The organism is Lachnospiraceae bacterium KGMB03038 (assembly GCA_007361935.1).
Classification (GTDB): Bacteria; Bacillota; Clostridia; order Lachnospirales; family Lachnospiraceae; genus Massilistercora.
Map to the genome: position 1 here is coordinate 48469 of CP041667.1, position 21060 is coordinate 69528.

Annotated in this window: 25 protein-coding genes; 22 read left to right on the forward strand and 3 right to left on the reverse strand. The window is 49.3% G+C overall.

All coding sequences use genetic code 11. The features are described from left to right. The first annotated feature begins 11 nt into the window (after positions 1-11). The 8 genes from FND36_00255 (at position 12) to FND36_00290 (ending at position 5925) form a co-directional block, all read left to right on the forward strand. The gene (locus FND36_00255; protein QDW75490.1) at positions 12-1166 is read left to right on the forward strand and encodes a type II secretion system F family protein; all 1155 of its coding nucleotides are present in this window, start codon (positions 12-14) and stop codon (positions 1164-1166) included. Positions 1167-1228: 62 nt separating this feature from the next. Next, a complete protein-coding gene (locus tag FND36_00260; protein ID QDW75491.1) occupies positions 1229-1405 on the forward strand; it encodes a hypothetical protein in 177 nt (58 codons plus the stop codon). A 94-nt stretch (positions 1406-1499) separates the two neighbouring features. Beyond that, positions 1500-2813, forward strand: a complete 1314-nt coding sequence (locus FND36_00265; protein ID QDW75492.1) for a hypothetical protein — start codon at positions 1500-1502, stop codon at positions 2811-2813. Between the two features lie 95 nt (positions 2814-2908). Beyond that, the gene (locus FND36_00270) at positions 2909-3706 is read left to right on the forward strand and encodes a pilus assembly protein (GenBank protein QDW72602.1); all 798 of its coding nucleotides are present in this window, start codon (positions 2909-2911) and stop codon (positions 3704-3706) included. Next, complete coding sequence (locus tag FND36_00275) at positions 3694-4131, forward strand: prepilin peptidase (GenBank protein ID QDW72603.1); 438 nt, start codon at positions 3694-3696, stop codon at positions 4129-4131. Before FND36_00270 ends, FND36_00275 begins: the two co-directional genes overlap by 13 nt. Before the next feature lie 14 nt (positions 4132-4145). Then, entirely contained in the window at positions 4146-4556 is a 411-nt protein-coding gene (locus FND36_00280) for a pilus assembly protein (protein ID QDW75493.1), read from the forward strand. After that, on the forward strand, positions 4534-5235 hold the full coding sequence (locus tag FND36_00285; GenBank protein QDW72604.1) for a hypothetical protein: 702 nt from the start codon (positions 4534-4536) through the stop codon (positions 5233-5235). Before FND36_00280 ends, FND36_00285 begins: the two co-directional genes overlap by 23 nt. 63 nt (positions 5236-5298) lie before the next feature. Beyond that, positions 5299-5925: a rhomboid family intramembrane serine protease gene (locus tag FND36_00290; protein QDW75494.1), complete on the forward strand. Its 627-nt coding sequence runs from the start codon at positions 5299-5301 to the stop codon at positions 5923-5925. Here FND36_00290 and FND36_00295 read toward each other — a convergent pair. Further along, entirely contained in the window at positions 5866-6612 is a 747-nt protein-coding gene (locus FND36_00295; protein ID QDW72605.1) for a HAMP domain-containing histidine kinase, read from the reverse strand. The genes FND36_00290 and FND36_00295 overlap by 60 nt on opposite strands. Before the next feature lie 36 nt (positions 6613-6648). Here FND36_00295 and FND36_00300 point away from each other — a divergent pair, with 36 nt between their 5' ends. Then, positions 6649-7107, forward strand: a complete 459-nt coding sequence (locus FND36_00300) for an HIT family protein (protein ID QDW72606.1) — start codon at positions 6649-6651, stop codon at positions 7105-7107. Positions 7108-7123: 16 nt separating this feature from the next. After that, a complete protein-coding gene (locus FND36_00305) occupies positions 7124-7687 on the forward strand; it encodes a sigma-70 family RNA polymerase sigma factor (GenBank protein ID QDW72607.1) in 564 nt (187 codons plus the stop codon). Positions 7688-7745: 58 nt separating this feature from the next. On the opposite strand, the gene FND36_00310 is transcribed toward FND36_00305, so the two are convergent. Further along, complete coding sequence (locus FND36_00310; protein QDW72608.1) at positions 7746-8810, reverse strand: undecaprenyldiphospho-muramoylpentapeptide beta-N-acetylglucosaminyltransferase; 1065 nt, start codon at positions 8808-8810, stop codon at positions 7746-7748. Between the two features lie 113 nt (positions 8811-8923). Between FND36_00310 and FND36_00315 the strand changes: the two genes are divergently transcribed. Then, on the forward strand, positions 8924-9781 hold the full coding sequence (locus tag FND36_00315) for a DUF4367 domain-containing protein (protein ID QDW72609.1): 858 nt from the start codon (positions 8924-8926) through the stop codon (positions 9779-9781). Between the two features lie 69 nt (positions 9782-9850). Further along, entirely contained in the window at positions 9851-10354 is a 504-nt protein-coding gene (locus FND36_00320; GenBank protein ID QDW72610.1) for a hypothetical protein, read from the forward strand. Between the two features lie 296 nt (positions 10355-10650). Here FND36_00320 and FND36_00325 read toward each other — a convergent pair whose 3' ends face one another. Further along, positions 10651-10896 (reverse strand): TIGR03905 family TSCPD domain-containing protein, encoded by a 246-nt coding sequence (locus FND36_00325; GenBank protein QDW72611.1) that lies wholly within the window; start codon positions 10894-10896, stop codon positions 10651-10653. A gap of 153 nt (positions 10897-11049) precedes the next feature. Here FND36_00325 and FND36_00330 point away from each other — a divergent pair, with 153 nt between their 5' ends. The 10 genes from FND36_00330 (at position 11050) to ugpC (ending at position 20957) form a co-directional block, all read left to right on the forward strand. Continuing rightward, entirely contained in the window at positions 11050-11742 is a 693-nt protein-coding gene (locus tag FND36_00330) for a 5'-methylthioadenosine/adenosylhomocysteine nucleosidase (protein QDW72612.1), read from the forward strand. Between the two features lie 130 nt (positions 11743-11872). Further along, positions 11873-12796: a hypothetical protein gene (locus FND36_00335; GenBank protein ID QDW72613.1), complete on the forward strand. Its 924-nt coding sequence runs from the start codon at positions 11873-11875 to the stop codon at positions 12794-12796. Between the two features lie 80 nt (positions 12797-12876). Continuing rightward, a complete protein-coding gene (locus FND36_00340; GenBank protein ID QDW72614.1) occupies positions 12877-14226 on the forward strand; it encodes a glucose-6-phosphate isomerase in 1350 nt (449 codons plus the stop codon). After that, positions 14226-15638: an aminotransferase class V-fold PLP-dependent enzyme gene (locus FND36_00345; protein QDW72615.1), complete on the forward strand. Its 1413-nt coding sequence runs from the start codon at positions 14226-14228 to the stop codon at positions 15636-15638. Before FND36_00340 ends, FND36_00345 begins: the two co-directional genes overlap by 1 nt. Then, positions 15631-16218, forward strand: coding sequence for a guanylate kinase (locus FND36_00350; protein QDW72616.1), 588 nt, complete (start codon positions 15631-15633; stop codon positions 16216-16218). Before FND36_00345 ends, FND36_00350 begins: the two co-directional genes overlap by 8 nt. Then, entirely contained in the window at positions 16205-17194 is a 990-nt protein-coding gene (holB, locus tag FND36_00355; GenBank protein QDW72617.1) for a DNA polymerase III subunit delta', read from the forward strand. The genes FND36_00350 and holB overlap by 14 nt, the downstream gene beginning before the upstream one ends. 4 nt (positions 17195-17198) lie before the next feature. Then, positions 17199-18110 carry a stage 0 sporulation family protein gene (locus tag FND36_00360; protein ID QDW72618.1) on the forward strand — a complete coding sequence of 304 codons (912 nt, stop codon included), beginning with the start codon at positions 17199-17201 and terminating at the stop codon, positions 18108-18110. Beyond that, the gene (locus FND36_00365; protein ID QDW72619.1) at positions 18082-18852 is read left to right on the forward strand and encodes a tRNA1(Val) (adenine(37)-N6)-methyltransferase; all 771 of its coding nucleotides are present in this window, start codon (positions 18082-18084) and stop codon (positions 18850-18852) included. Before FND36_00360 ends, FND36_00365 begins: the two co-directional genes overlap by 29 nt. A gap of 17 nt (positions 18853-18869) precedes the next feature. After that, positions 18870-19706: a 16S rRNA (cytidine(1402)-2'-O)-methyltransferase gene (gene rsmI / locus FND36_00370; protein QDW72620.1), complete on the forward strand. Its 837-nt coding sequence runs from the start codon at positions 18870-18872 to the stop codon at positions 19704-19706. 138 nt (positions 19707-19844) lie between these two features. After that, positions 19845-20957 (forward strand): sn-glycerol-3-phosphate ABC transporter ATP-binding protein UgpC, encoded by a 1113-nt coding sequence (gene ugpC / locus FND36_00375; protein ID QDW72621.1) that lies wholly within the window; start codon positions 19845-19847, stop codon positions 20955-20957. Positions 20958-21060: the final 103 nt, after the last annotated feature.

Genomic DNA, 21060 nt, shown 5'->3' on the forward strand with positions numbered 1-21060 from the left:
TCGTTTTCGCAATGGATGCGCGAAGATCCGCAACCAGGATTGAAGAAGGGCTTCCCAGAAATGGTTATGGACAGGGAAGCCGTATGGTAGAGCTGACAGCCGCTATGGAAGGCGGAATCCGGACGGATATCTCGGTGGAAGTATCAGAAAGAGCCTATACCAAAGATGAGATTCAGGAATTGTTCCGCAGGTGCACGGCGGTCTTGGACCAGACGATCCTTGGAGAGAATGAGAGTCTGGACCGGATTGAGACCAATATGGACCTGGCGGCAGAAGTCCCCGGCGAGCCAGTAGACGTATCCTGGGAGCTGGACCGGTATGACGTGATGAACGTATATGGGGAGATCCAGCCGAGCGGTCTAGACCGGGAAGGAACCATGGTGAATCTTAAGGCCATCCTTACTTATCAGGAAGATGAGACACAGCAGGCGCTCTATGAGTGTACGGCTATGGTATACCCCAGGGCCTTAAGCAAAGAGCAGGAAAAGAAGGCCAGTTTGGAAGAAACCATTCAAAAGCAGGACCAGGACACTCAGACAAAGGAGCGGCTGGCGCTTCCGCGGCAGGTGGGTGGGGAAACGGTCAGCTACTATCCAAGGCTGGACCCGCGGGGACTGGTGATCATGGTATTGGCAGTCCTGACAGGATTTCTATTGTACGCGAAAGAAAAGCAGGATCGGGAAAGGCTTCGCCGGGAGCGAAAGGAACAGATGATCCGGGATTATCCGGAGGTAGTCAGCAAACTTACGCTATTTCTGGGAGCGGGGATGACGGTAAAAAGAGCCTGGAAGAAAATTGTCCAGGATTATGAAGCGGCGCGGGAGGCAAAAGGGGAGCGCTGCATTTATGAAGAGATGGCTCAAACCTGCAGGGAGATGGACAGCGGGATCATGGAATCGGAGAGTTATGAACGGTTTGGGAGACGCTGTCAGGTACAGGAATATATGAGGCTGGGGGCTTTGCTCTCCCAGAATCTGAGGAAAGGGACAAAAGGATTGACGCAGATGCTGCGGATGGAAGCGATCCAGGCGTTTGAGGAGCGGAAAGCCAGAGCGAAACGTCTGGGAGAGGAAGCGGGAACGAAACTGCTGGCGCCGATGTTCCTGATGCTGGCAGTGGTTTTAGTCATTGTGATCGTTCCGGCGTTTTTGTCAATCCAGCTATGAAAGAAAACGGATACAGTAAGATTAGGACAGAAAGGAGTAACGGCATGTTGTGGAACAGTTTTATTTGGAGAATACGATCTTTAATGTGGACACTGAGGGAAGACAGAGGAATAGGGGTGGTGGAAGTGATCTTGATCCTGGTGGTGCTGATCGGCCTGGTGATCATCTTCAAATCCCAGCTTACCAGCCTGGTCCAGACGATATTTCAGAAAATTACCAGTGAAAGCGCGGGAATCTAAGATAATACCTGAACCCAAGGAAGTGTCTGGATTTAGGCAAGCACCGCGGCAGGCAGAGGTGACGGCGTACCTTAGTCTGGTATTCATCCTGCTGATGGCGTTTGCCGGGGCCATGATCGAAAGCGCCTCGATCCAAAACGCGAAGAATTACAGAAGAGCAGATATGAACCGGGCTATCGAATCCGTGTTTGCGGAGTACCAGAAGGAGCTTTTGGAGGAATACGATATTTTTGCGCTGGAGGGGACTTATGAGACAGGGAATTATTCGGAATCTCAGGTCCTGGATCGGCTGTCCTGCTACGGAGCGGAAAATATGGAACAGGATGTGAAACGGATCCAGTTGCTGACGGATCGCGGAGCACAGACATTTTATCAGCAGGCCGCCGCTTATATGGAACACAAATACGGACTTGCGGCGTTCCGGGAGATGGAGGGAGATACGGCTGTCTGGAGGCAGCAGGAGCAGGAAGCGAAAGCGTGTCAGATACAGGAGAAAGAACAAAAAGATGAGCTGACAGAACTTCTCAAGGAAGAAGAAGCAGCGCTTCCTGAACAGGATAATCCCATTTCTCATGTGGATCAATTAAGAGAATCTCCGATCCTGGAACTGGTACTGCCGAAAGAAATCCAGGTTTCTGAGAAGTCCATCAATCTGGAAGAAACGGTAAGCCATAGGAATCTCCAGGAAGGATACGGGGATTTCTCGGATGTGGCAGAGGAAGGAGGAATCTTGTCAGATCTGCTTTTTGGAGAGTATCTGATGGATCACTTTGATATGGCGGTGGAAGGAGACAAAACAGGAGCCCTGGATTATGAACTGGAATATATCCTTGCCGGGAAGGAAAGCGACCGGGAGAATCTGGGGGCAGTTGCAGACCGGCTTGTGCTCCTGCGGTTCGTACCAAACTACGCGCATCTGCAGAGCAGCGCCAAGAAGAAGGGAGAAGCCAGGGCTTTGGCCGGGACCCTCTGTTCGCTGCTGGCGGTTCCGGCAGTCACAGAAGCGGCGGCCCAGGCGATCCTGCTGGCTTGGGCATTTGGAGAATCGGTGGTGGATGTCCGGACGCTTCTCAAAGGGAATAAGGTGCCCTTAGTAAAATCCGAAGAAAGCTGGCAGCTTTCCCTGTCCGGCCTTATGGAGCTGGGAAGCGGGGAAGACGCCGGAGATGGAAGGGATGCGAAAGACGGCCTCGCCTACCGGGATTATCTCCGTATGCTGTTATTCCTGGAATCGAAGGAGAAAGCAGGAGTGCGGGCGTTAGATCTGATTGAGCAGAACTTAAAAACAGAACATGGCCTGGGATTTTTCCGGGCGGATCAATGTATCAGCCGGATAGAAGTAGAAAGCACCTGCAGACTCCGGCGGGGAATTACTTATCGGTTTTCTACTTATTTTGGATATCGCTGACAGACAGGAGGTGAAGACAGATGCCCTTCCGGCAAGTCTTAAAGATACCATACCTTAAAAGAAATACATTACAGGAAAGGAGAAAGATTCGTACGATGCAAAATAAGATACTCCCCTCACGATCGATTCGTCATACATCTGCCGGGAGGGCATCTGTCTTCACCTCTATGAAAGGAAGCATTACGCTGGAAGCCGCCGCGGCTGTCCCGATTTTCTTTTTTGCGGTCCTCTGCCTGCTCTTTCTGATGGAGATCATGGCGATCCAGACGGCAGTCCGGTCAGGACTGCAGTACGCGGGGAAACAGGCGGCGGCAGGAGCCTATCCGGCAGCGATCCTGACGCCGGGGCAGATTGAAAGGGATGTGATAAGCGCGATCGGAGCGGCCAGGCTGGAGCGGAGTATTATAGAAGGCGGGATTGACTGCAGCGGTTCCCGGATGTCGCCCCGGACTGGGGTGGCAGAGTTATCTGCGGTCTACCAGGTCAAAATCCCGCTTCCGATCTTTCAGATTCCGCTTCTGGAATACGAACAGACGATGCGGATCAAAGGATGGACCGGATATGAAAAGACCGGATTTGGCGGAGAAGATGACGAGACGGTCTATGTTACAGAGACCGGGCTTGTATATCACCAAGATTACCACTGTACCCATCTGGAATTGTCGATCCGTATGGTAAATCCCTCGGAGGTCGCAGATCTTCGCAATGAAAGCGGCGGGAAATACTATGCCTGCGAACACTGTAAAAAAGGCGGGACAGGAGGAGTGTATATCACCGATACCGGGAACCGGTATCACAGTTCGCTGTCCTGCAGCGGGTTAAAACGGACGGTATATGCGGTACCCGTGTCAGAAGTGATCGGAAAGGGGGCGTGTTCCAGATGTGGGAGGTAGGAAGAGTGATGTGCCTGGGAGCATTGGCGGGTCTTGCGGTCACCGATATTTGCTGGCGGAAGATCCCGGCGGAGATTTTTGTTATGGGAACCGCCGGAGTCCTGCTCTACCAGGTGGTTTCCAGAGAGACCGATCTGGTTCTTATACTGGGAGGAGCGGGGATAGGACTGCTCTTTTTTCTGATCAGCAGGGCTACAGGCCAGGGGATCGGATATGGGGACAGCTGGGGGATCTTAGTGCTGGGACTGTATTTGGGATTATGGAAACTGCTGGAGGTGCTGGCGGGGACATTTTTGCTTCTTTTGGCGGCTGCCATGGTTCTGTTGGCAAGGCGGCATATGTCATCCAAATGTACTCTGCCGTTTTTCCCATTTCTGACAGGCGGATATTTGGTGGGAATGCTGATGGGAGGAACAGTGTGGTGAGAAGAACAAGATGGATGCGAGGGAGCTTGACCGTGGAGATGTCCTATCTTATGCCATTGATCCTTCTGCTTCTTATGAGCAGTATTTTAGCGATTTTTTATTTTCACGATAAGAATATCCTGGCAGGAGCGGCATATGAAACAGCCGCTGTAGCCGGGACGAAGATCCGGGAGAAAGAGAAGACGGACGCGGCACAGATAGAAGCGCTGTTCTATGAAAGAACGGAAGGAAAATGTATTCTTTTCCCAACGCCGGAAGTATCTATTGAAATCGGGGATCGAGAGATAATTGTAACGGCGGCCGCGCGCCGAGGGGAATTTGGGCTTTCTGTAGAGAAAAAGATCCCGGTGACAGAACCGGAGAAGACAATCCGGGACAGAAAGCGGTTAAAGGAGATAGGAAATGGAACGAAGAATTACAATTGAAGAAGCGGGAATTTATAAAGAGGATTACCAGATGAAAATGCTTCAGGCAGGAGAGCCGGAAGGGCTGCTCCCGGTAAAGGCGAGAGGAATGAACGGCAGCAGTTTTTATGATTATGACGTGAGCGGGAAGATCTCATTTCAGGCCATGTATGAACGGAGTAAGATACAGGCGGAAGATATCCGGCTTTTCCTGCGGCAGTTCCAGACGGCGCTTTCAGAAGTGAGACGGTATTTGCTGGATATTAACCGGATTCTGCTGAAACCAGAGTATCTCTTCTATGAGGACGGCAAAGTCTACTTCTGCTATTATCCTCCTTTTCAGGGAAGTCTGTGGGAGGAATTCCACGGATTGACAGAGTATTTTGTAAAGCAGGCGGATTATGAAGATAAAGAATGTATTCGGATGGTATTTCTGCTGCATAAAGGAACCATGGAAGAGAACTATAGTTTAGAAAAATTGATCGCAGAATGTTTGAAAAAAGAAGAACGGCCGGAAGAAGAGAAAAAGAACCAGTACGATACACAGGAACATGACTGGATCACCAGCCAGGAAATGGGAAGTCTGATCATGGAAGAGACAGAGAACATGTGGACTCCGGTAAGAAGATTCCTGCGGAAGCACAAGAAACCTAAGTGGGGAGATTGGGATGGGTTATATATCGAAGAGGAAGAGCTGTAACGAGGAGGGGATGACAGGTTTGCTGTTGACACTGTCCGGGAATAGTGAGAAAATCAATTCATGATGAATCAATATTCCAAGAAGCCAATTTGTACAATTTTACTTATAGCAGTAAATGTGATCGTCTTTTTTATTTTAAGCTTTCAGGGGATGACGGAAGACGGAGTTTTTATGCTGGAGCACGGAGCCATGTATGTGCCGCTGATAGTGAGCCAGGGGGAATATGGGCCGTTATTTACCAGCATATTTCTCCATTTTGGCTTTTCCCATCTGATGAATAATATGGTCATGCTTCTGGTGATCGGATGGAATCTGGAATTGGAGATCGGAAAGATCAAATATCTGATCATTTATTTCGCAAGCGGGATCTGTGGAAATGCTGCTTCCGCAGTCTGGGATATATATACAGGAGATTACGCGATATCGGCGGGAGCCTCCGGCGCCATCTTCGGGATTACAGGAGCGCTTCTTTATGTGGCGGTCCGCAACCGGGGGCAGATCGGAAACGTGACGGGAAGAGGCCTGGTCTTCATGGTAGCGCTGAGTCTTTATTATGGTTTTTCCAGCGGAGGGGTGGATAATTTTGCCCACATCGGCGGCCTGTTATCTGGATTTCTCCTGGCAGTTCTGCTATACTGGAAGAGAAATAGAAAAGACCGTACGCTCTCCTGGGATGGAAACCGCTTTTAGCGTCCCGTTGTGCGCGGTTACGATCCTTTTGGCGATGGCAAGGCCAAGACCGGTACCATTTTCTTTGTGGGTTACAAACGGTTCAAAGATGTGGGAAAGCTCTTCGCTTTCGATGCCGCAGCCATTATCTGAAACGGAAATTATAAGAAAACCATCTGATATAGCCGCACGGAGGCCTACAGACGGAGTCGTTCCTTCCGGGTAAGAAATGGAAGAAACGGCGTCTTTGGCATTTCGCAGGAGATTTAAGAGGACTTGGCGCATTTTCACGGAGTCGATGGAAACGGCGGGAAGTCCCGGCAGGATCTCGGAAACAAATTCAATATCAGTATCGATCAGAGAAGAGGCAAAAGATAATACCAGCGTTTTGAGAAAAGAATTGGTATCTGTCAGGGTAAGATTCAGCCGGTCGCCATTGTTGTAAGAGGACAGCTCTTCTAAGAGTTGTTTCATATATTCCATATCCTGGCGCAGATTCTTCCAATGGGCGCAGGTGACAAGGTCGGGCCGTTCGGCTTCGAGCAGTTGGAGCGTGCTGTAAATGAGCGTAAATGGATTGCGGATCTCATGGCTGATGGCGCTGATGTCCATCCGGTGTGACTCCAGGAGCCGCCCAAGAAGCTCTTTTTTCTGCGGACTTTCCTCCATGATCTGCTGTAATTTGTCGTAGTCTGTCGCTGAAAACATAGTATTTACCGCCCTTTCTGACTTATCAGTTTAGCATTGGCGAAGGAAATAATCAATTATATTTTTAAGAGAAAGAGGGAGAAGAAGATGAAAGACGAGAATTGTATTTTTTGTAAACTGGCAAACGGTGAGATACCAACGGCAACCTTGTATGAGGACGATGACTTCCGGGTTATCCTGGATGCGGGTCCGGCTTCAAAGGGACATGCGCTGATCCTGCCGAAAGAACATTTCAAGGATTTGTATGAACTGGACGATGAGGTGGCTTCGAAAGCGCTGGTCCTGGCAAAAAAGATGATCACTAAACTTACAGACGTTCTGGGCTGCGATGGCTACAACATCGTGCAGAATAACGGAGAGACCGCTGGACAGACGGTGTTCCATTTCCATATCCATCTGATCCCCAGATATAAGGATGATGAAGTTGGTTTGGGATGGAAGATGGGAGAGCTTACGGAAGAGGATAAGGAAGAGATCTTATCCAAAATGGAATAAAGCGAGAAAGTGAAGGATGAGACAAGTGGGAGTAAAAGCGATTGGAAGAACCGCTTTTGATGCAGTTTATGAAAAGAACGTGCAGATCGTGTACAAAACAGCATTGTATTACTCCAAGAACCGTCATACCGCAGAAGAGATCACGCAGGCAGTTTTTATGAAGCTGTATGTTAACATGGAGAACATCAATATGGAGGCGGTTGACTCCTGGCTGTTAGTTACGGCGAAACATATGGCGCTGAATCATGGGAGGAAAGCCAAGCGCGAAACCATAAAGGAGGATGCGCTTGAAATCTATGAATACCGGAATACTTCTGAAAGTCCGGAAGATCATTTCATGAACAGGCTGCGTGAAAGAGAACACCGGGAGCTGGCGGAAACGATTTTCGCTGATCTGTATCAGGTCAATGAACGCTGGTATGATGCGGTCCTGCTCGCGTATTTTCTGGAAAAGCCGCAGAAAGAAGTGGCGGAGACTATGGGGATACCGCTGGAGAGTCTGCACAGTATGCTGTATCGGGCAAAGAAATGGATAAGAAAAAATTACGAAGAACAGTTTCACCACTTGAATAAAGCATAAAAACAGGTGCCGGACAGGCACCTGTTTTGCTCTGAAAAGTTGCGGAACGGAACAATTCCTATTTGGCAACAGATTCAATGAGATCGATGATAGTATCGATAGAATTCTGCTGAGACGACTTTTTCATAGTTTCGGTGTAAACCTCCCGGTTTTCATACAGCCGGTTGATGGCGCCCAGAAGCGTCTCGTTGGTCAGTTCCGATTCTTCCAATACAATGCTGAATCCCTGGCGTTCAAAGGAACGGGCATTGAGAATCTGGTCGCCCCGGCTTGCGTTTGCCGGAAGCGGGATCAGAAGATTTGGCTTATGTAAAGCTAAAAGTTCACAGATCGCGTTTGCGCCTGCCCGTGAGACAACAATATCTGTAAGGGCAAAAAGATCTTTTAGCTCTTCCTTGATATATTCGTATTGGGCGTAGCCCTCTAAGTGTGTCAGCGTGGGATCGATCTTACCCTTTCCGCACAGATGGATGACCTGATAGGATTTTAAAAGCTCCGGAAGGATCGCCCGGATCGCTTCATTGACGGCTACGGCCCCCAGGCTTCCTCCGATGATCAAAATGACAGGTTTCTCGGATGTAAAACCTAAGAATTCCAGGGCTTTGTATTTATCACCGCTGAGCAGTTCCTGGCGGATGGGGGAGCCGGTAAGGACCGCCTTGCCCGCGGGGAGATGTTCCAGCGTCTCAGGGAAGTTGCAGCATACCTTGGTAGCGGCCGATAAAGAGAGTTTATTTGCCAGACCCGGAGTCATGTCGGATTCATGGATGATCGTGGGTACGTGCCGCTTTTTGCCGGCCAGCACGACAGGAACAGAGACGAATCCTCCTTTGGAGAAGATTACGTCAGGATCCAATATTTTTATTAACCGCTTGGCTTCGCCCATCCCTTTAAGGACGCGGAACGGATCGGTAAGGTTCCGCACGCTGAGATAGCGGCGGAGTTTCCCCGTGGAGATTCCATGGTAGGGAATTCCAAACTGTTCGATCAATTCCTTTTCGATCCCTTGATAGGAACCGATATAATGGATATCATACTGCAGCTCTTTCAGGCGTGGAAGAAGAGCAATATTTGGCGTAACATGCCCTGCGGTTCCGCCTCCGGTTAAGACGATTCTCTTCATAACGACCTCCCCAATGCGGTCAAAATATCTTTTTGACCTTAACAACATTTTATACTATATTATATATTATACGTTTCTAAGGGATTTGGTCAAGAGAAAGAGAGAAATGTAGAATGAAAGAAACACCCAATGAACTGGAACAGATCATTAAAGAGGAAGTGCAGAAAGAAGCGGATGACATTAAAGCGGCCGTCCAGGAATCTGAACAGGAAGACTTGTCAGAGGAAAAGAAGGATGAAATCCGTCAGAATCTGCAGAAACAGATAGAAGAATATCAGAAAGAAAAGATCTACGAACAGCTCTCCCAGGAGGACCGGGAGGCGCTGGAACTGGGGAAACAGATCCAAAGAGAACAAAAGACAGGCGGAGGCCGTAGGAAATCCAGGGGCAAAAGGCTGAGCAGAATGGGGTTGAATCTGGCGGCTGTCCTGGCTTTGGTCTTGATCCTTGGGATCACCAGTGTGGGCGGACCGGAGAGAATTGTGGAGATGGTTCGGACCATGGTCGGAGACCGAGAGGTAGTAAAGGTAAATTCAAACGAGGATAATTTAAAAATAGCTGAAGAGAAGGAGGAAGAAGCGTATCAGGAGATTAAGGATGCGTTTGGCGTAGATCCGGTAAAGATTATTATTCGTCCAAATGAAATGAAATTTTCTAGACTAGAGATGGATGAGATAATTCAGACAGCAGAACTGTTTTATCAATATAAAGGAGAAAACATAGTATATTTTGTAAATGCCTCTTATGCAGATGCTTCTTGGGGGATGGATGCAGAAGATGAAGTGACAGACACTTATTATAAAGAGCGCAAGGGACAGCGTATTGAAATTAAAGAATATCAAATAGCAGATACGGGAGGAAAGAGATACTCTGCTAGTTTTACGTATAATGGAGTAGAATATTTTTTAATTGGAGCCATGTCTAAAAACGAATTTGAAACAATTATCGATAATTTGCATTTTAATTTGTAAAAATGCGTCAGTTTTTATCGAGTTGTGTGTCTCACTATATGAGGGCGGGGGTAAGTATGGAGGTAATGGATGAAAAAGAAGATTTTATCATTGTGCTGTGCCCTTCTGCTGATGGCTGGGTTGTTCGGAGTTTCTTTTAATGAGGTCAAAGCGGAAGAGGGACGGCCGATGATAGACGGTTCCTATCTGACCCATGAGGACGAGTCGATTGGTTACGATACCAAGATAACCAAGGGCGCAGACTTGTTGGCCGGATATTCGAAATCCGTGCGGCTGGGGCCAGGAGTGCTGTATGCAGGCGGAAGCACCATTGCGGCTCACGTGGTAAAGGAAGTGGGAATCAGCGTGATAGTAGAACGGGCCCAGGAAGGCGATGAGGAATGGGAGTTCTACGATGGCTGGCAGAAATTCAATCAGAATATTGATAAAGTTTCTGATAACCGGAGACTGGAAGTAGAAGGCGGATATTACTACCGGGTACGGTGTACTCACTCGGCAAATAGTGATATGAGCAGCAGCTTTACCGATGGAGTCTTTATCGAAGAGCCAGAGATTATACCAGGCATTGACTAAAACATTTCATGACCCATATTTTACTCGGAAGTCCCGATAAGAAGCATTATGTCAGGGGACCTGCAGCGGACATCACAGTCGGTGCGAAGTAGAAACTATTAACAAATAATTTCGACCTTACATTGAGAAAATTGAGAAACCACGTAGGTCCACGTTACGGGCCAGAGACATCGCGGTGATGTCCGCTGCAGGTCCTCTGACGCCAAAAAATGAGAACGAATAAGCAGGGAAAGGATACCAGGCCGACAGGCTTAGTATCCTTTTTCCCTTCTATACAATCTTATAAACCGAGATCCTTATACCTGGCTAATGGCTTGTTTCAGCGCCCAGGCAAGCTGGTCGGGACAGGAAGTGGGCTTGTTCCCGCAGGTGATCCCCTCCAGGCGGGAAATCGCCTCGTGTACATCCATACCCTGGACCAGGCGGGACACGCCCTGGGTATTGCCGCTGCATCCGCCTACAAATTCTACATTTTTAATGATATTATCTTCTACGTCTACCCGGATAAGCTGGGAACAGACGCCGTGGGGTCTATAATCCATATTGTACCTCCTGAAAAAATTATGTTTTTGTTCGTATCCAATACATAACGGAACTGCCATAGCGGTATTATATCAAACTTGACGGGTAGTGGCAAATTGATTTTTCCTGTGGTAAAATCAGGGAAGAGACACAGGAAAGGACGTGAAAACGATATGATAGGTATTATTGGAGCAATGGAAGAGGAAGTACAGGCGTTAAAGGAAGCCATGACGGTGGAAGAGATACGGGAAAAGGCATCCATGACCTTCTGCAGGGGAAATCTGTGCGGCCAGGATGTGGTAATCGTTAGAAGCGGAATCGGGAAGGTAAACGCAGGTATCTGCGCGCAGATCTTGATCGATGATTTTCGGGTAGATGCGCTGATCAATACAGGGATCGCTGGATCGCTGGATGCGCGGATCGATATTGGAGATATGGTGATTTCTACCGATGCCCTACACCATGATATGGACGCCACTATTTTTGGAGATCCGGCAGGACAGATTCCCCGGATGGACGTATTGGCGTTTCCGGCGGACGCGGAGCTTGTGGAGAAGGCGCGCCAGGCGAATGAGAGGGCAAATCCGGAGATCCATACATTTCTGGGAAGAGTGGTGAGCGGAGATCAGTTTATCTCATCCCAGGAAGCAAAAGACCGGATACACAGCCAGTTCCAGCCGCTCTGCACAGAGATGGAGGGAGCCGGAATTGCCCAGGCGGCATACCTGAACAAAGTTTCGTATGTCATAATTCGGGCTATTTCTGACAAAGCTGACAACAGCGCCCAGATGGATTATCCGGAGTTTGAGCGCCGGGCGATCACCCACAGCGTGCGGCTGGTCAAGGAACTGCTGAGCAGTATGTAGCCGGAAACCATGATCATGACAGGTTAAAACAAGACAGAAACTGACAATGCCAGGTCGATTCCTGGAGAACGGTTTTTAAGCCCTCTTTGCGGATTTCCAGTATAATGCTAAGCAAAAGGAGGGCTTTTTTATGTTAGAGACAATACTGGACAAGCAGATTTTATTTGTGCTGATGGGGATTCTGACGGCGGTTGGGATCGCCAGCAAATGTGTGGCCAGCACATCTTTGAAACGGATGGCGCGGGCGGCGGGCAATATGGGGAAGAGCACCCATCCCCTGATGCGGCTGGTGAGAGCCAAATTCGAACATGCCTGCATGGTCAGCGAACGGGTGGAAAATGTGCGGGTTTTTGTGGACAAGTACCTGTACGAGTACAAAGTAGCCGGAGTGAAGCTCCATACCTGGAGACGGCTGGAGAAGGTCACAGCGGGATTGTGTCTGCTGCTTGGTCTTTTGGGAGCGGCCGCGTGGTACAGCGCAGGCGGAATGAGCGAGATGGTCCTGCGGACGGGAGCGGCAGGAGTCGGACTGGCAGTGCTGATCTACCTTGCGCATGTGTCCACCGATGAGGATTACCGGTTGGAGGCGGCAGGCAATTATATGGTGGATTACCTGGAAAACGTGTGTCTCCATCGATACGAGAAGGCGTATCAGAAGGAGATCCAAGTAATGGCGCCGGAAGCGCCGTCTGCCGGCGCGGCGGAGACCAGAGGGACTCAGCTATACCAAGAAAAGGAGATACCCGGAATCCAGGCGGAGCCGGAGCGTCCGGCAGGGCCGGAGGTACAGCCTCAGCCGATGCGGCCGGAAATCCGTCCAAATGCAGAACCGCAGCCGGAGAAAATACCGCGGCAGACGCCTCAGCCGGAAACGGTGATCCCAATCCGGGGAACCGCTCCGGAGAAAGACCTTTCGGAACCAGACCTGAATAAAGGGAGGGCGGCTGCACAGGCGAAGCGGCAGAATCCAGAGAGAAACCGGAAGGAAGAAGAGGAAGTACAGACTCCGAAAGACGTGCTGATCCGGCAGATCCTGGAAGAGTTTATGGCTTGATTAAAACATAGCGATTTGCTAAAATATAAGAGATATCTGGTAAATTTTACATTCAGCCATAGATGTGGAAAGGAGTCGTTATGGGAAACAGAGTGACATTCGATTATTCGAAGGCAGAGAAGTTCATTGGAAGCCATGAAGTTGAGGCTATGGAGCGGATCGCCCAGCAGGCGAAGGAAGTACTGGTGGAAAGAAGCGGGGCGGGAAATGATTTCCTGGGCTGGATCGATCTTCCGGTAGACTACGATAAAGAGGAATTCGCCCGGATCAAGGCGGCGGCGGAGAAGATCAAATCTGATTCAGAGGTGCTGATCGTGATCGGAATCGGCGGATCTTATCTGGGGGCAAGAGCCGCGATCGAATTTCTGCGTCACAGTTTTTACAATTCTGTTTCAAAGGAAGTCCGCAAAACCCCGGAGATCTATTACGCTGGGAACAGCATCAGCAGTACCTATCTGAAGGATCTGATCCAAGTAGTAGGAGACAGGGACTTTTCAGTAAATATTATTTCTAAATCAGGGACAACCACAGAACCAGCGATTGCTTTCCGCGTGTTTAAAGAACTTCTGGAGAAGAAGTACGGCAAAGAAGCGGCGGCAAAGAGGATTTACGCCACAACGGATAAAGAGAAAGGCGCCCTTAAGAATCTGGCGGATGAGGAAGGCTATGAGACCTTTGTAGTGCCGGATGATGTAGGCGGAAGATTTTCCGTGCTGACGGCAGTAGGTTTGCTGCCGATCGCGGTGAGCGGCGCGGATATCGACCGGTTGATGGAAGGCGCGGCCAGCGGAAGGAAGCAGGCGTTGGAGAATGGATTTGCCGACAACCCGGCGCTCCAGTACGCGGCTGTCAGAAATATCCTTCACAGAAAAGGGAAATCTGTAGAGATCCTGGCTAATTATGAGCCAAGCCTCCATTATGTATCTGAATGGTGGAAGCAGCTCTATGGAGAAAGCGAAGGAAAAGATCAGAAGGGAATCTTCCCGGCATCGGTGGATCTTACGACAGATCTTCACTCCATGGGACAGTTCATCCAGGACGGAAGCCGGATCATGTTTGAGACGGTGATGTGTGTGGAAGAGTCGAAAGAAGAAGTGGTGCTCCAGGAAGAACCGGTGGACCTGGACGGATTGAATTACCTTGCGGGGAAAACGGTGGACTTTGTAAATAAAAGCGCTATGAACGGGACGATCCTGGCCCATACGGATGGAAACGTGCCGAATCTGCGGGTAAATATCCCGGCCCAGGATGAATTCTCTCTGGGAGAGCTTTTCTACTTCTTTGAGTTTGCCTGCGGAGTCAGCGGCTATATTTCCGGGGTCAATCCATTTAACCAGCCGGGAGTTGAGAGCTATAAGAAGAACATGTTTGCTCTGCTTGGCAAACCGGGATATGAAAAAGAAAGAGAAGAATTGTTAAAAAGATTGTAATGGATACACTATACGATAAGCTGAGAAAATACGGAGAATCTGATCATTATGGGTTCCATATGCCCGGCCACAAAAGGCGGCCGGGCATAGCGGGCCTGGAGAAACTGTATCAGATCGACATTACAGAGATCGAGGGATTTGACGATCTGCATCATGCGAAAGGTATCCTAAAGGAGGCCCAGGAGCGGGCGGCAGAAGTCTTTCACGCGGAGGAGACCCATTTCCTGATCAATGGAAGTACGGTGGGGATTTTAAGCGCCCTCGCCGGAGTAACGAAAAAAGGTGATACTGTACTTGTGGCAAGAAACTGTCATAAGTCTGTATATCACGCGGTCTATATGAAAGAATTGAAGCCCATCTATCTATATCCGAGCTTTGATCAAAAAGCTGGGGTGAATACGCAGATTGCCGCAAAAGATGTGAGGGCGGCTCTGAAAAGGCATCCGGAGATCCGGGCAGTGGTGATCGTATCCCCCACTTATGAGGGCGTCGTTTCTGATGTGGCGGACATCGCCAGAGAAGTCCATGAGAAGGGGATTCCGCTGATCGTAGATGAGGCTCACGGAGCCCACTTTGGCTTCCACCCTTATTTTCCTGAGAATTCTAACACGAAAGGCGCCGATCTTGTGGTGCACAGTCTTCATAAAACTCTCCCCTCTTTAACTCAGACAGCCCTTCTGCATATCAATGGACCGATCGTGGACCGGGCAGAGGTCAGACGTTATCTGGATATGCTGCAGACCAGCAGTCCTTCCTATGTTCTGATGGCCAGTATCGATTACTGTATCCATCAGCTGGAAACCTGCGGCGGAAAGCTGTGGCCGCCTTATGTGGAGCGACTGGAACGTCTGCGAAAAGAACTGGCAGGACTGCGGCGGCTTAAGCTGGTCCAGCGGCCGGATCAAGACCCTTCTAAACTGGTGATCCAGGGGACAGGAGCAGGGATGAATGGGCGGGAGCTATATAAGCTTTTGCTGGACAAATACCAGCTTCAAATGGAGATGGCGGCCGGCGGCTACGTGCTGGCCATGACTTCGCCAGGTGATACAGATGAGGGGATGGAACGGCTTTCCAGGGCATTATTTGACATTGATGAAATGTCTGGTTTGATGTATAATGCTAGCAAGCCTTATAGTGAAGTACAGTATCCGAGGCTGGAGCAGGTGTTTACCAGCGCGGAGGCTGCCAGAAGGCGGGAAGGCGGCCATGGGCGGAGCATCTCCTGGGAAGAGAGCGAGGGCGCTGTTTCGATGGAGTACGCCTACTTGTATCCTCCCGGAATTCCGCTGATCGTGCCGGGAGAGAGGATCAATGCCGAGGCGGTGGAAATCCTGAAACGCCGCCGGGAGCAGGGCTTCTTCGTGGAAGGTCTGGAACAAGACGGACGGATCGAGGTTTGGACAAATGGGTAAAATATACTATATCATGGGGAAAAGTTCTTCTGGAAAGGACACCATGTATAAAGAACTGCAAAAACGTTTTCCGGCTCTGAAACGGGTGGTTCTATATACCACGCGGCCGGTCCGGGAAGGAGAGCGGGATGGCGTAGAGTATTTCTTTGTTTCACAGGAACGGCTGGAGCAGTTCCAGAGAGAAGGCAGGCTGATCGAGCTGCGCACGTATCATACGGTGTGCGGAGACTGGAAATATGCTACTGTGGATGACGGACAGATACGGCTTGATGAGGCGGATTACCTGATGATCGGGACATTGGAATCTTATCAGAAGATGAAGGAATATTTTGGTGAAACGGTTTTGGTTCCTATCTATATAGAAGTAGAGGATGGGGAGCGGCTAAGCCGGGCGCTGGATCGTGAGAGGCGCCAGATGGTCCCAAGATATGACGAACTGTGCAGACGGTTTCTGGCGGACAAGGAAGATTTCTCCGAAGAGAATCTGAGAAAGGCCGGGATCACCAGAAGATACAGAAATCAAGATCAGTTACAATGTTTAGAAGAAATTGCAGAGGGAATACAGTATGGGAAGTTTTAAAAATGTGGTGGGCCATAAGGACATCATCAAGTATATCCAAAACGCGGTGACAGAAGATAAGGTATCACACGCTTATATTTTGAATGGAGAGAGGGGATCCGGGAAAAAGATGCTGGCCAATCTTTTTGCCGCCACTCTTCTGTGTGAAAGAAAGGGGCCGGATCCGTGCAATGAATGCCATTCCTGTATCCAGGCGGAGAGCGGCAATCATCCGGATATTATCCGGGTGGTCCATGAGAAGCCTGGAAGCATCAGTGTGGACGATATCCGTGAACAGGTGAATCAGACGGTTTCCGTGAAACCTTACCAGGGTCCGTATAAGGTCTACATCATTCCAGAAGCAGATCTCATGACGGTCCAGGCTCAGAACGCGCTTCTGAAGACCATTGAAGAGCCGCCGGAGTATGTGGTGATCCTGTTGCTTACGGAGAACGCGGATCTGCTGCTTCCTACCATTACCTCTCGCTGTGTGATGTTAAAGCTTAGGAATATCAAGGATACATTGATCAAAAAGTATCTGATGGAAAAGCTGGAGGTGCCGGACTATAAAGCAGATATCTGTACAGCATTTGCCCAGGGGAATATGGGACGGGCGATCATGCTGGCTGGTTCCGAGCATTTTAATGAGATTCGGGAGGAGGCGCTCCAGCTTCTGAAATATATCCATGAGATGGAGATGGACGAGATCATCGAAGCGGTAAACCATATTACCACATATAAGCTGGAGATCAATGATTATCTGGATATCCTGATGGTATGGTACCGGGATGTGCTGATGTATAAGGCCACCAAGGACGTAGAGAAAGTGGTGTTTAAGGACCAGATCAATGTGATCAAGGAACAGGTGAAGAAAAGCTCTTACGAAGGGATCGAGCTGATCCTGGAAAGCCTTGAGAAGGCAAAGACCAGGCTGAAGGCAAATGTGAATTTTGAACTGACCATGGAGCTTTTGTTCCTGACGATAAAGGAGAATTAACGGTATGACAAATATAATAGGAGTAAGATTCCGCACAGCCGGGAAGATCTATTACTTCTCGCCGGGGAAATTCAATCCCAAGCTTGGCGATAAGGTGATCGTAGAGACCGCAAGAGGCGTAGAGTTTGGATCCGTGGTACTGGGGCCAAAAGAGGTGGAGGACAGTAAGATCACCCAGCCATTGAAATCGGTGATCCGGCTGGCCACAGCGGAAGATGTGAAAAAAGAGGAGAAAAACCGGGAGAAGGAAAAAGAAGCGTTTGGAATCTGCCTGGAGAAGATCCGTAAACACGGACTGGAGATGAAGCTGATCGATGCGGAATATACCTTCGACAACAATAAGGTGTTATTCTATTTCACCGCGGACGGGCGGATCGATTTCCGTGAGCTGGTCAAAGATCTGGCCAGTGTATTCCGCACCAGGATCGAGCTGCGGCAGATTGGCGTCCGGGATGAAACGAAGATCAGGGGCGGGATCGGTATCTGCGGACGGCCTCTTTGCTGCCACACTTATCTGACAGAATTTGCCCCTGTATCTATCAAAATGGCGAAAGAGCAGAATCTTTCCCTGAACCCGACGAAGATCTCAGGGGTCTGCGGGCGGCTGATGTGCTGTCTGACTAACGAGGAAGAGACCTACGAAGAACTGAACAGCCACCTTCCATCCAACGGCGACCATGTGATCACGCCGGAAGGCCTGAAAGGGGACGTGCAGGCAGTCAATGTGCTGCGGCAGTTGGTAAAAGTGGTAGTAAACCTGGACAACGACGAGAAAGAAATCCGGGAATATAAGGCGTCTGAACTGAAATTTAAGCCGAGGCGGAAGAAAAAGGACGCTAAGCTGTCAAAAGAAGAGATGGCACAGTTAAAAGGGCTGGAAGAGAAAAATGGAAAATCAAAACTGGACGACGCCTGATCTAAAAGACGGAGAACGTGTGGACGACCTGCAGATCAAAGGATATAAGATCATTCAGAATCCTGGGAGATTCTGTTTTGGAATGGATGCGGTACTGCTTTCTTCTTTCGCGAAGGTGCGCAAGGGAGAGCGGGCGCTGGACCTGGGGACAGGGACAGGAATCCTGCCTATCCTGCTGGAAGCAAAGAACGAAGGCGGTTCTTATGTAGGTTTGGAAATACAGAAGGAAAGCGCGGATATGGCAAAAAGAAGCGTCCGGCTTAACCATTTGGAGGATCGGATCCAGATCGTGACAGGAGATATCAAAGAGGCGGCAGCAGTATTCGGCGCGGCCTCTTTTGCCGTTATTACAGTCAATCCGCCTTATATGATCGGAGATCACGGATTAAAAAATGAGAAGGAAGCGCTGTATATTGCCCGGCATGAAGTCCTGTGCACGCTGGATGACATTTTAAGACAGAGCAGTAAAGTCCTGAAGGATAAAGGAAGATTTTACATGGTGCACCGCCCGTTCCGGCTGCCGGAGATACTGAGAAAGATGTGGGAGTATAAGCTTGAGCCAAAGCGGATGCAGCTTGTCCACCCGCAGATCGGCAAGGAACCCAATATGGTGCTTTTGGAAGGCGTGAAAGGCGGGAATCCCCGACTGAAGGTGGAACCGCCGCTGATCGTTTACCAGGAGGATGGAAACTATACGCCGAAGCTTTTGGAGATTTATTCCCAGGGAATTAAAAACGGGTAGGAGAAAGGGAGAAAAAGATGGCAGGTACGCTGTATTTATGCGCGACACCAATTGGAAATCTGGAAGATATCAGTTTCCGCGCTCTTCGGATCTTAAAAGAAGCAGATCTGATCGCGGCGGAAGACACCCGCAACAGCATCAAACTGCTGAATCATTTTGAGATCAAGACGCCAATGACCAGCTATCATGAATACAATAAGATCGAGAAGGGAAGAAAGCTGGTAGAAAGACTCCAGAAAGGAGAGAATATTGCCTTGATCACGGATGCGGGGACGCCGGGGATCTCGGATCCAGGGGAGGAATTGACTGCTATGTGCCACGAGGCGGGAATCCAGGTAACGGCAGTTCCCGGCCCGGCTGCTTGCGTGACGGCCCTTACCATATCCGGTCTGCCAACGAAGCGGTTTGCCTTTGAAGCGTTCCTTCCCGCAGAGAAGAAACCGCGCCAGAATATTTTGGAAGAATTAAAAGAAGAAACCCGGACGATCGTACTCTATGAGGCGCCTCATCGCTTGGTGAAAACGCTGGAAGCGCTTCGGGATGCGCTGGGCGACCGGCGGATGAGCCTCTGCCGGGAATTGACGAAAAAGCATGAAGAAGTGTTCCAGACCACACTGGAAGCAGCAATAGAAAGATACCGGGAACAGCAGCCCAAGGGAGAATATGTTCTGGTGATCCAGGGAAAAGATCAAAAAGAGATCCAGCGAGAACGGGAAGAGAGTTGGAAAGAAATGGACTTAAAGGAGCATATGGACTATTATCTGCGGCAGGGGATGGAAAAGAAGGAAGCCATGAAGCAGGTGGCCAAAGACAGGGGAGTAAGTAAAAGAGAGATTTACCGGGAGCTTTTATAGATTTCGTCAACTTGTATAGAAAATAAAAAAAAGATTGTTCAACTTGGGCATGGCTCAGGTTGGACTTTTTTTATATACTTTTTACCAGAGTGATCGATAGCAAAGAGATTCTTAGAAACGATTAGGAGGAAAATTGAAATGGCAAGTTTATCATTGAAGCACATCAATAAAGTCTATCCAAACGGATTTGAGGCGGTAAAAGATTTTAATCTTGAGATCGAAGATAAAGAATTTATCATCTTCGTAGGACCTTCAGGATGTGGAAAATCAACGACGCTCCGTATGGTAGCCGGCCTTGAGGATATTTCTTCCGGTGAACTGAAGATTGGGGATAAGGTTGTAAATGATGTAGAGCCAAAGGATAGAGATATCGCCATGGTATTCCAGAACTATGCGCTGTATCCACATATGACCGTATATGATAACATGGCTTTTGGTCTGAAATTGAGAAAAGTACCAAAAGATGAGATTGATAAGATGGTTCGTGAAGCCGCAAGGATCCTGGATCTGGAAGCTCTTCTGGACCGTAAGCCGAAGGCGTTGTCCGGCGGACAGAGACAGCGTGTTGCTATGGGACGCGCGATCGTTCGTAATCCTAAGGTATTCCTGATGGATGAGCCTCTTTCCAACCTGGACGCAAAACTGCGCGGCCAGATGCGTATTGAGATTTCCAAGCTGCATCAGAGACTGGGAACTACGATCATCTACGTAACACATGACCAGACAGAAGCTATGACGCTTGGTACCAGAATCGTTGTTATGAACGCCGGTGTTGTTCAGCAGGTAGACACGCCGCAGACACTGTACGATTATCCATGCAACCTGTTTGTGGCTGGATTTATCGGATCTCCGCAGATGAACTTTGTAGACGCGACCTGTAAAGTACAGGGCGATAAGGTATATCTGGTGGCTGGACCTTCCGAGATCGAACTGCCGGCAGCGAAGGCAAAGAAACTGATCGACGGCGGTTATGATGGAAAGACAGTCGTACTTGGAATCCGTCCGGAAGACGTACATGACGAGCCGGCATTCCTTCAAGCTTCTCCGAATACCGTAATTGAGGCGAAGATCCGTGTATATGAGATGCTTGGAGCAGAAGTATTCCTGTACTTTGACTATGAAGGCTCCAGCATGACGGCAAGAGTTGATCCAAGAACAACCGCAAGAACAGGCGACACCGTGAAATTTGCTCTGGATGCAGAGAAGATCCACGTATTCGACAAAGAGACAGAGCAGACGATCACAAACTAGGAAAGAGTTTAAGACAGAAAAGACAGCTCCCGGCAGAAATGCCGGGGGCTTTTTTCGTACATGGCGCTGCCAAAGGGCAATGACTGCCGCCCGCTTGCGGTAT

Excerpts from the sequence above, each read along its gene's own strand:
- FND36_00310 (QDW72608.1), bottom strand. The coding sequence starts at position 8,810 with ATGAAGAGAATCGTCTTAACCGGAGGCGGAACCGCAGGGCATGTTACG.
- FND36_00275 (QDW72603.1), top strand. The coding sequence starts at position 3,694 with ATGTGGGAGGTAGGAAGAGTGATGTGCCTGGGAGCATTGGCGGGTCTT.
- rsmI (QDW72620.1), top strand. The coding sequence starts at position 18,870 with ATGGCAGGTACGCTGTATTTATGCGCGACACCAATTGGAAATCTGGAA.
- FND36_00270 (QDW72602.1), top strand. The coding sequence starts at position 2,909 with ATGCAAAATAAGATACTCCCCTCACGATCGATTCGTCATACATCTGCC.
- FND36_00315 (QDW72609.1), top strand. The coding sequence starts at position 8,924 with ATGAAAGAAACACCCAATGAACTGGAACAGATCATTAAAGAGGAAGTG.
- FND36_00365 (QDW72619.1), top strand. The coding sequence starts at position 18,082 with ATGGAAAATCAAAACTGGACGACGCCTGATCTAAAAGACGGAGAACGT.
- FND36_00345 (QDW72615.1), top strand. The coding sequence starts at position 14,226 with ATGGATACACTATACGATAAGCTGAGAAAATACGGAGAATCTGATCAT.
- FND36_00320 (QDW72610.1), top strand. The coding sequence starts at position 9,851 with ATGAAAAAGAAGATTTTATCATTGTGCTGTGCCCTTCTGCTGATGGCT.
- FND36_00280 (QDW75493.1), top strand. The coding sequence starts at position 4,146 with ATGCGAGGGAGCTTGACCGTGGAGATGTCCTATCTTATGCCATTGATC.
- FND36_00340 (QDW72614.1), top strand. The coding sequence starts at position 12,877 with ATGGGAAACAGAGTGACATTCGATTATTCGAAGGCAGAGAAGTTCATT.
- FND36_00330 (QDW72612.1), top strand. The coding sequence starts at position 11,050 with ATGATAGGTATTATTGGAGCAATGGAAGAGGAAGTACAGGCGTTAAAG.
- FND36_00335 (QDW72613.1), top strand. The coding sequence starts at position 11,873 with ATGTTAGAGACAATACTGGACAAGCAGATTTTATTTGTGCTGATGGGG.
- FND36_00265 (QDW75492.1), top strand. The coding sequence starts at position 1,500 with ATGGCGTTTGCCGGGGCCATGATCGAAAGCGCCTCGATCCAAAACGCG.
- FND36_00255 (QDW75490.1), top strand. The coding sequence starts at position 12 with ATGGATGCGCGAAGATCCGCAACCAGGATTGAAGAAGGGCTTCCCAGA.
- FND36_00305 (QDW72607.1), top strand. The coding sequence starts at position 7,124 with ATGAGACAAGTGGGAGTAAAAGCGATTGGAAGAACCGCTTTTGATGCA.
- FND36_00290 (QDW75494.1), top strand. The coding sequence starts at position 5,299 with ATGAATCAATATTCCAAGAAGCCAATTTGTACAATTTTACTTATAGCA.
- holB (QDW72617.1), top strand. The coding sequence starts at position 16,205 with ATGGGAAGTTTTAAAAATGTGGTGGGCCATAAGGACATCATCAAGTAT.
- ugpC (QDW72621.1), top strand. The coding sequence starts at position 19,845 with ATGGCAAGTTTATCATTGAAGCACATCAATAAAGTCTATCCAAACGGA.
- FND36_00285 (QDW72604.1), top strand. The coding sequence starts at position 4,534 with ATGGAACGAAGAATTACAATTGAAGAAGCGGGAATTTATAAAGAGGAT.
- FND36_00360 (QDW72618.1), top strand. The coding sequence starts at position 17,199 with ATGACAAATATAATAGGAGTAAGATTCCGCACAGCCGGGAAGATCTAT.
- FND36_00350 (QDW72616.1), top strand. The coding sequence starts at position 15,631 with ATGGGTAAAATATACTATATCATGGGGAAAAGTTCTTCTGGAAAGGAC.
- FND36_00325 (QDW72611.1), bottom strand. The coding sequence starts at position 10,896 with ATGGATTATAGACCCCACGGCGTCTGTTCCCAGCTTATCCGGGTAGAC.
- FND36_00295 (QDW72605.1), bottom strand. The coding sequence starts at position 6,612 with ATGTTTTCAGCGACAGACTACGACAAATTACAGCAGATCATGGAGGAA.